6 protein-coding genes and 1 pseudogene are annotated in these 8323 nt (G+C 69.5%); all 7 read left to right on the forward strand.

Annotated features, from left to right (window positions below; genetic code table 11):
• Nucleotides 1-365: 365 nt before the first annotated feature.
• The 7 genes and pseudogenes from V7053_RS16520 (at nt 366) to V7053_RS16550 (ending at nt 7926) form a co-directional block, all read left to right on the forward strand.
• The gene (locus tag V7053_RS16520; RefSeq protein WP_334173366.1) at nt 366-1979 is read left to right on the forward strand and encodes an NCS1 family nucleobase:cation symporter-1; all 1614 of its coding nucleotides are present in this window, start codon (nt 366-368) and stop codon (nt 1977-1979) included.
• Between the two features lie 72 nt (nt 1980-2051).
• A complete protein-coding gene (locus tag V7053_RS16525; protein ID WP_334173367.1) occupies nt 2052-2825 on the forward strand; it encodes an aspartate/glutamate racemase family protein in 774 nt (257 codons plus the stop codon).
• Nucleotides 2826-3026: 201 nt separating this feature from the next.
• Nucleotides 3027-4343, forward strand: coding sequence for an FAD-dependent oxidoreductase (locus V7053_RS16530; protein WP_334173368.1), 1317 nt, complete (start codon nt 3027-3029; stop codon nt 4341-4343).
• Between the two features lie 37 nt (nt 4344-4380).
• Nucleotides 4381-4881: a DinB family protein gene (locus V7053_RS16535; protein WP_334173369.1), complete on the forward strand. Its 501-nt coding sequence runs from the start codon at nt 4381-4383 to the stop codon at nt 4879-4881.
• A 78-nt stretch (nt 4882-4959) separates the two neighbouring features.
• Nucleotides 4960-5673, forward strand: a complete 714-nt coding sequence (locus V7053_RS16540) for a GntR family transcriptional regulator (RefSeq protein WP_334173370.1) — start codon at nt 4960-4962, stop codon at nt 5671-5673.
• Between the two features lie 114 nt (nt 5674-5787).
• Nucleotides 5788-7038, forward strand: a complete 1251-nt coding sequence (locus tag V7053_RS16545; RefSeq protein ID WP_334173371.1) for a PTS transporter subunit EIIC — start codon at nt 5788-5790, stop codon at nt 7036-7038.
• Between the two features lie 7 nt (nt 7039-7045).
• A pseudogene (locus tag V7053_RS16550) lies at nt 7046-7926 on the forward strand (glucosamine-6-phosphate deaminase).
• Nucleotides 7927-8323 lie beyond the last annotated feature (397 nt).

The raw sequence follows: 8323 nt of genomic DNA on the forward strand, positions 1-8323 counted from the left end.
AAGCCGGGGAGGCCGGTCCCGAAGCCGGGGAGGCCGGTCCCGAAGCCGGGGAGGCGGGTTCTGCCGCTAGGGTTGGGGATCGGCGGTGGCCGCCCAGAGGCAGGATTCCAACCTCCGACCAACTGGAGACGAGTCGGTATCCCAGCAACCCAAAAAGGACGCCAAATCTCACTTTACCTCAACCTCTTGCACCCTTTGGTATCCCAGAGTACTTTGTATACCAAGCGATGAGAGGTCGGTCACACCACACCGAGACTCCTCGCATACCGGTCACCGAGCCGGACAGCTGAGCCTCACAGCCCCAACAGGCCAGCGGATCCCCGAACGCGGACCCCCTTCCGCCACTACCGATCCGAAAGAGAACAATGAACAGCAACCCGGACATCGTGGTCCAGCCGCTGACAGCACCCAGCACCCAAACCGCCGCCGAGGCCACGGGCACAGGCCCGACTTCCGACGCAGGCCCCGGCGCGGGCGAGCCGACCGGCACGGCGGAGTCGCCGTCGTCGGCCTTCCCGTCCCGCCCGATCCCCGTCGCCCTCAGCCCCCGCCTCTACAACCGCGACCTCGCGCCGACGCAGAGGTCAGGCCGCAGCTGGAGCGCGTACAGCATCTTCACCCTCTGGGCGAACGACGTGCACAGCCTCGGCAACTACGCCTTCGCGATCGGCCTCTTCGCCCTCGGCCTGGGAGGCTGGCAGGTCCTCGGCGCTCTCGGGTTCGGGGCGGCCCTCCTGTTCGGCCTGCTGACGCTCTCGGGCTTCATGGGTCAGAAGACCGGCGTCCCGTTCCCCGTCATGAGCCGGATCTCGTTCGGCATCCACGGCGCGCAGATCCCCGCGCTCATCCGCGGCGGCGTCGCGATCGCGTGGTTCGGGATCCAGACGTACCTCGCTTCCGTCGTCCTTCGGGTCCTCCTCGTGGCGCTCGCACCGGGCCTCAAGCCCCTCGATCAGGGCGACATCCTCGGCCTGTCCCCACTGGGCTGGATCGCCTTCGTGTCGCTCTGGATCGTGCAGGTTGTGATCGTGAGCTACGGGATGGAGATGATTCGCAAGTACGAGGCCTTTGCTGGCCCGATCATCCTCGCGACCATGCTCGCCCTGGCCATCTGGATGTTCGCCCGCGCGGGGTTCTCGCTCGCATGGCACACGAACGCGACCCTCGATGGGCCCGCGATGTGGGGCCACATCTTCGGCGGCGGCGCCCTCTGGGTCTCGATCTACGGCACGTTCGTACTCAACTTCTGTGACTTCACCCGCGCGGCGAAGTCGAAGGCCTCCATCGTCAAGGGCAATTTCTGGGGCATCCCGATCAACATGCTGATGTTCGGCGCCGTGAGCGTGGTCCTCGCGGGGGCCCAGTTCAAGATCGACGGCAGGGTGATCACGTCCCCGTCCGACGTCGTCCAAGCCATCCCGAACACGTTCCTCCTTGCCGGAGCATCGCTCGCACTCCTCGTCCTGACCATCGCGGTCAACCTCATGGCCAACTTCGTCGCCCCGACCTACGCCCTCACGAACCTCTTCCCGAAGCGGCTCAACTTCCGCAAGGCGGCGCTCGTCTCGGCAGTCATCGGCCTCGTGATCCTCCCTTGGAACCTCTACAACAACCCCGCCGTGATCGTGTACTTCCTCGGCGGTCTCGGGGCGCTGCTCGGCCCCCTGTTCGGCGTGATCATGGCTGACTACTGGCTCGTCCGCCGCGGTCGCGTGAAGGTGCGTGAGCTGTACACCGAGGAGCCGACCGGCGCGTATCACTACCACCGTGGCGTGAACCCGCGGGCCATCGCAGCGCTCGTGCCCTCGGCCGCCGTCGCCCTCGCAATCGCGTTCGTCCCGGCGCTGAACGTCCTGTCCGAGTTCGCGTGGTTCTTCGGCGCGGGCCTCGGTGCGGTCGCCTACTGGCTCGTCGCCGACCGCCGGCGCCGGTTCGAGGACGCCGACGGCGAAGCGATCGCCGTGCCGGTCGTCCACTGACCGGCCCTCGGCCCGCTCCCCCAGCACACTCCCCCCGCCTGCCTGGCATTGCCACGACCCAGAGAGCTTCCGATGCGCATCCTCGTCGCCAACGTCAACACCACCCAGTCCATGACGGACGCCATCGCGGCCCAAGCCCGCCGCGCGGCGCTCCCTGACACGGAGATCGTGGGCATCACCCCGCGCTTCGGGGCCGATTCCTGCGAAGGGAACTTCGAGAGCTATCTCGCGGCGATCGCGGTCATGGACGCGGTGACGCGGTACGACGGCGAGTTCGACGCCGTCATCCAGGCCGGCTACGGCGAGCACGGGCGGGAGGGCCTCCAAGAGCTCCTCGACGTCCCCGTCGTCGACATCACGGAGGCCGCCGCGGCGACAGCGATGTACTTGGGCCACAGGTATTCGGTCGTGACGACCCTCGACCGGACCGTCCCGCTCATCGAGGACCGCCTCAAGCTGGCCGGGCTCGACGCGCGGTGCGCCTCCGTCCGTGCGTCGGGGATGGCGGTGCTCGAGCTCGAGGCCGACCCCGGACGCGCCGTGGAGGCGATCGTGGCCGAGGCAGAGTGGGCGGTCCGGGAGGACAAGGCCGAGGTGATCGTTCTCGGCTGCGGCGGCATGGCCGAACTCGAGGAGCGCATCCGCGAACGCTGCGGCGTCCCCGTGGTCGACGGCGTCGCTGCCGCCGTCGCCGCGGCGGAGTCCCTCGTGCGCCTCGGGCTCACGACGTCGAAGGTCCGCACCTACGCCAACCCGCGGCCGAAGAAGGTCGTGGGCTGGCCGGTCCCGGCCTTGTCGGAACCTGTTGCGCAGGAAGCCGCGCCGGTCGTCGAACCAGCCGCGTAGCCGCCACCAGTTCCCGCCGAACCTTTCCGAGTGCGAACGCCGCACCGAGACGCAGGCCATCTGACGCCGATGGCCGAGGCGTCACGGTGCGGCGTTTTGGGACGCGTCTTTGTCGACATCGGCGGCCTCAAGGTGGGCGACCGCGTAATAGTTGCCGGGACATCGAGATGAGCCCTCCGACCACGCCGCTAGGCTGAGGCCATGACTGCGATCGAGCGCACGCGCGTCGCGATCGTCGGCGGCGGCCCCGCCGGCATGTTCCTCGGTCTCCTGCTCGCGCGGGGCGGGATCGAGGTCACGGTCCTCGAAAAGCACGCGGACTTCCTGCGGGACTTCCGCGGCGACACCGTGCACCCCTCGACTCTCACTCTGCTCGACGAGCTCGGACTCGGACCCGCGTTCGAGGCGCTCCCCCAGCGGCGGATCACGTGGGTCGGCGCAGACCTCGATTCCGGCCCAGCCCAGCTCGGAGACCTCTCCCGGCTCCGCGGCCCGCACAACTACATCGCCCTTGTTCCGCAGTGGGACCTGCTCGAACTGCTCGCGGACGCCGCGAGCAAGGAGCCGAGCTTCCGGCTCCTCCGTGAGGCAGAGGCCAGTGGCCTACTGTGGGAGGGCGCCGACAGCGGCGCGGCCCCCGGCAAGGCGGACGACGACGGCGCAGCCCCCGCCGGCGCCCGGGTCGCCGGCGTTGTGTGGAAGCCGGGAGGCGAGGGCGAACCCGAACGGCACCTGGAGGCGGATCTCGTGGTGGCGTGCGACGGCCGAGGCTCCGTGGTCCGCGCCGCGGCCGGGCTCGAACCGACAGCTTTCGGCGTGCCGATGGACGTGTGGTGGTTCCGCGTGCCGCGGGATCCCTCGGATCCGGAGGGCGCGGTCGGGAGGATCCACCGCGGGCAGTTCCTCATCATGATCGACCGCGGGGACTACTGGCAGTGCGGCTACGTAATCCGCAAGGGAGCCGACGCGAAGCTCAGGTCCCAGGGAATCGCAGCCTTCCGCGACCGCTTGGCCGACGCGCTGCCATGGCTTGCCGGGCGCCTCGCGGAGGCTCCGGCGTCGTTCGACGACGTCAAACTGCTCGACGTGCGTCTCGACCGCCTCTCCCGCTGGCACCTCCCCGGCTTCCTCGCGATTGGGGACGCGGCCCACGCGATGAGCCCGGTCGGCGGCGTCGGCATCAATCTCGCGGTGCAGGACGCCGTCGCGGCGGCGCGCATTCTCCGGCCGGCCCTCGCCGGCGGCGGCCTGGTTCCCGAGGCCGTGCTGCAGAGCGTGCAGCGGCGCCGCTGGTGGCCGACGGCCCTCATCCAGGCGTTCCAGCAGCTCGCCCACCGCGCCGTCGTGGGCAAGGTGCTTGACGAGGACGCCGCGCGCGCCGCGGACTGGACGACCTCGGAGCACGTCCCGCTGCCGCTCCGGATGCTGGATGCCCTTCCGGCTCTGCGCGTCGTCCCTGCGCGGCTCGTCGGGATCGGACCGCTCCCCGAGCATGCCCCGCCTTGGGCCCGCCGCTGACCGCACCCCGGGCCGCGCCCGCCGTACACTCGCGTCCATGACTGCTGCTATGCCCTCTATGGATTCGCGGGTCTTCGACGCTGACCTGCGCGCACAGTTCGAGGTGTTCCTCGACGAGCATCGTGCAGCGCTCGAGGGCTGCCTCGACGGCCTCACCGAGGCGGAGGCGCGGGCGTCCCTCGTGCCGTCGCGAACCACGCTGCTCGGTCTCGTCAAGCATGGGGCGTTCATAGAGCGGGTGTGGTTCGACGAAGCGGTCACGTGCCGGTCCCGCGCCGAGATCGGAATTCCGATGACGCCGGACGAGTCCTTCGTGCTCGACGACGGCGACACCATCGAGACCGTGCGGGCCGCATACCGCGAGGCGTGTAGAGACTCGAGGCGCGCCATCGCACACTTGGCGATTGACGACGTCGTCCGCGGAAACCGGCGCGGGCCCCTCCCGCTGCGCTGGGTGTTCCTCCACATGCTCCGCGAGCTCGCCCAGCACTGCGGGCATGCCGACATCCTGCGGGAGCAGGTCCTCGCCGCCCGCTGAAGGGCTCGTCGGCCGAAGCGTTGTGCCGTAGTCTGGATCTGACTGGATCGGACCAGTATCCCCAGAGCGGAGGCTCGCTTGCCACTCCTCAACAGCCAGGTTCCCAAGCATGAGCAGCTGCGCTCGATCATCCTCCGCCTCGCCCAGGACGAGCTCAGCCCGGGCGGGCGCCTCCCGAGCGAACGCTCCCTCATGGACGAGTTCGAAGTGAGCCGGATCACAGTGCGCGCGGCCATCGGCCGCCTGGTCGCGGAAGGCCACCTCGTTCGGGTGCCCGGCAAGGGGACCTTCGTGGCCGATGCAACCGTCCAGTCCACGCTTCACCTGGCCTCGTTCACGCAGGAGATGGAGGCTCAGGGGCACACGCCGAGCACGGTCGTCCTCATCGCCGAGCGAACGACGGCGCCACCCGAGTCCGCGCGAGCGCTCGGCTTGGCAGCTGGGGCAGAGGGAATCCACCTCCGCCGGCTCCGGCTCGCCGACGGCCGGCCCGTGAGCGTCGATGACGCGTGGTACAGCGCGGAATACGCTGCCGGCCTCCTCGACCTCGACCTCTCGGGCTCTGTCTATGCGGCCCTCGCGACCCAGTTCGGATGCCAGATCGACCGCGCGCGCCAGACAGTGCGGGCGGAGGGGGCGCCGGCCGACGTCGGAGTCCTGCTCGGGACGGGGACCGGAGCGCCGGTGCTCGTCTTCGACCGCACCTCGTCCTCCGGGGAACGCGCGATCGAGCACACGCGCTCGTGGTACCGCTCGGACCGCTACTCGCTGGGGATGGAGGTCCGACTGTGATGTACCTCTTGACACCTCGGCCGGCGCGTCTCAAACTGAACTGGTCATAACCAGACATTACCTGCCGATCCGGCCGGTTCCCAGCCCTCGTTCCTTCACGCAAAGGTGCATGCAATGTCTACGTCTGATTCGGCCGTCAAGGCCAGCGAAAAGAAGCCGAACGCGGTCTTCGCGACCCTCCAACGCCTTGGCCGCTGCCTCATGCTCCCGATCGCGGTCCTGCCCGCCGCGGGCATCCTGCTCCGGCTCGGCCAGGCCGACCTCCTCGGCGCGATCCCGGGCTTCTCCGCTGGCGCGGCCGTCATTTCAGCGGCTGGGAACGCGGTGTTCACCTGGCTGCCCCTCATCTTCGCGGTCGGCATCGCCATCGGCTGGGCCAAGAAGGCGGACGGCTCGACGGCTCTGGCCGCCGTCGTCGGCTACATGGTGATGGACGGCGTCTTCAAGGCGATGTCGCCCGTGGTCCTCGCCGGCCAGAAGGACCCGACCGGGCAACCCGCCGTCATCAACTACGGTGTGCTCGCAGGCATCATCGTGGGCCTCTTCTCCGCCATGCTGTGGGCACGCTTCTATCGGACCAAGCTCCCGGACTTCCTCGGGTTCTTCTCGGGCCGCCGCCTCGTGCCCATCCTGACCTCGGTCACGAGCCTCGTGGTCGGCGTCGTCCTCTCGTTTCTGTACCCGCTGTTCAACGCGGCCCTCTCGTGGGTCGGACAGGCCGTCGCGTCCAACACCGTCATCGGCGGCGGGATCTACGGCTTCGCGAACCGCATGCTGATCCCCGCGGGCCTCCACCACATCCTCAACTCCGTGGTCTGGTTCCTCATCGGCGACTACACCAACGCCTCCGGCCAACTCGTCCGCGGCGACCTCAACCGCTTCTTCGCCGGCGATCCGAGCGCGGGTGTCTTCATGACCGGCTTCTTCCCGATCATGATGTTCGGCCTCCCCGCCGCAGCCCTCGCGATCTGGCGCCACGCGAAGCCCTCGCAGAAGAAGATCGTCGGCGGCATCATGCTCTCGACAGCCCTCACGGCGTTCCTCACGGGCATCACCGAACCGCTCGAGTACTCGTTCATGTTCGTCGCGTTCCCGCTCTACGTGATCCACGCGTTCCTCACGGGAACGTCGCTCGCGCTGGTCAATCTCCTGGGCATCCACGACGGCTTCACGTTCTCGGCCGGGCTCATCGACTACATCCTCAACTTCGGCAAGGCGCAGAACGCGTGGCTCCTGATCCCCATCGGGATCATGTACGGCTTCATCTACTACTTCCTGTTCTCGTTCGTCATCAAGCGCTGGAATCTGCGGACCCCCGGGCGCGAAGATGATGAGGTCAGTTCCGAGACCGAACCCGCGAAGTAGGCTGCCCGTGGAGATCGTCATCCTGGCCGACGCCGAGTCGGTCGCCAGCGTCGCAGCGGACATCATCCAGGCCCGCGTCGAAGACGCCCGGGCCCAGGGAGGCCGGGCAGTCCTGGGCCTGGCGACCGGCTCGACCCCGCTCGGGACCTACCGCGAGCTCATCCGACGCCACCGCCACAACGGCCTGTCCTTCGCCGACACCGAGGCCTTCACCCTCGACGAGTACCTCGGCCTGCCCCCCGAGCACCCCGAGTCCTACCGCTCCGTCATCCGACGCGAGCTCACCGACAGCATCGACCTCCCCGACGCCGCCGTCCACAGCCTCGACGGCCAGGCCCCCGACCCCGAGGCCGAAGCCGCCCGCTACGAGGCCGCCATCGCCGCCGCCGGCGGCGTCGACATCCAGATCCTCGGCATCGGCACCGACGGGCACATCGGCTTCAACGAACCCATGTCCTCCCTCGCCTCCCGCACCCGCATCAAGACCCTCACCGACCAGACCCGCCGCGACAACGCCCGCTGTCGGCGCCCTCCCACAGTAGGCCACTGGCCCCCCCCCCCCGCATCAAGCCCCCCCCCGCCCAGCCCCGCCGCGACAACGCCCGCTTCTTCCCCAGCCTCAACGACGTCCCCCACCACGTCCTCACCCAAGGCCTGGCCACCATCCGCGACGCCCGCCACCTCCTGCTCATCGCCCTCGGGGCAGGCAAGGCCGGAGCCCTGGCCGAAGCCGTCGAGGGCCCCGTCGCCGCACGCTGCCCCGCCTCGGCCCTCCAACTGCACCCCCACGTCACCGTCCTCGCCGACCCAGCCGCCGCCTCAGCCCTCGAACACGACGACTACTACCGCCACGTCCTCGCCAACAAACCCACCTGGCAAGCCCACTGACGGGGCTCGGGCAGCCCGACCCGCCCGGCCCGCCCGGCCCGCCTCCCGTTGCGCCCCGCCTCCCGTTGCCCCGCCTCCCGTTGAGCCGTCACCTTCGCAGGGTCCCCACCCCGCGGACCTGACGGCGCAAGCACAGGGCACGCCCCGCCTCCCGTTGCACCGTCACCTCCGCAGGGTCCCCACCCTGCGGAGGTGACGGCGCAAGCACAGGGCACCCCCGCCTCCCGTTGCGCCCCGCCTCTCGTTGCGCCGCCACCTTCGCAGGGTCCCCACCCTGCGGAGGTGACGGCGCAATCAGAGGAGCCTGCGGAGGTGACGGCGGAAGTCTCCGGCGAGTTCCCAGAGGAGCTCCGCGACGACGACGGCCGATGCGGCCGACCATGCCTGCGGGCGGCAG

It is taken from the genome of Sinomonas sp., assembly GCF_036848755.1.
In the GTDB taxonomy this organism is placed as follows: domain Bacteria; phylum Actinomycetota; class Actinomycetes; order Actinomycetales; family Micrococcaceae; genus Sinomonas.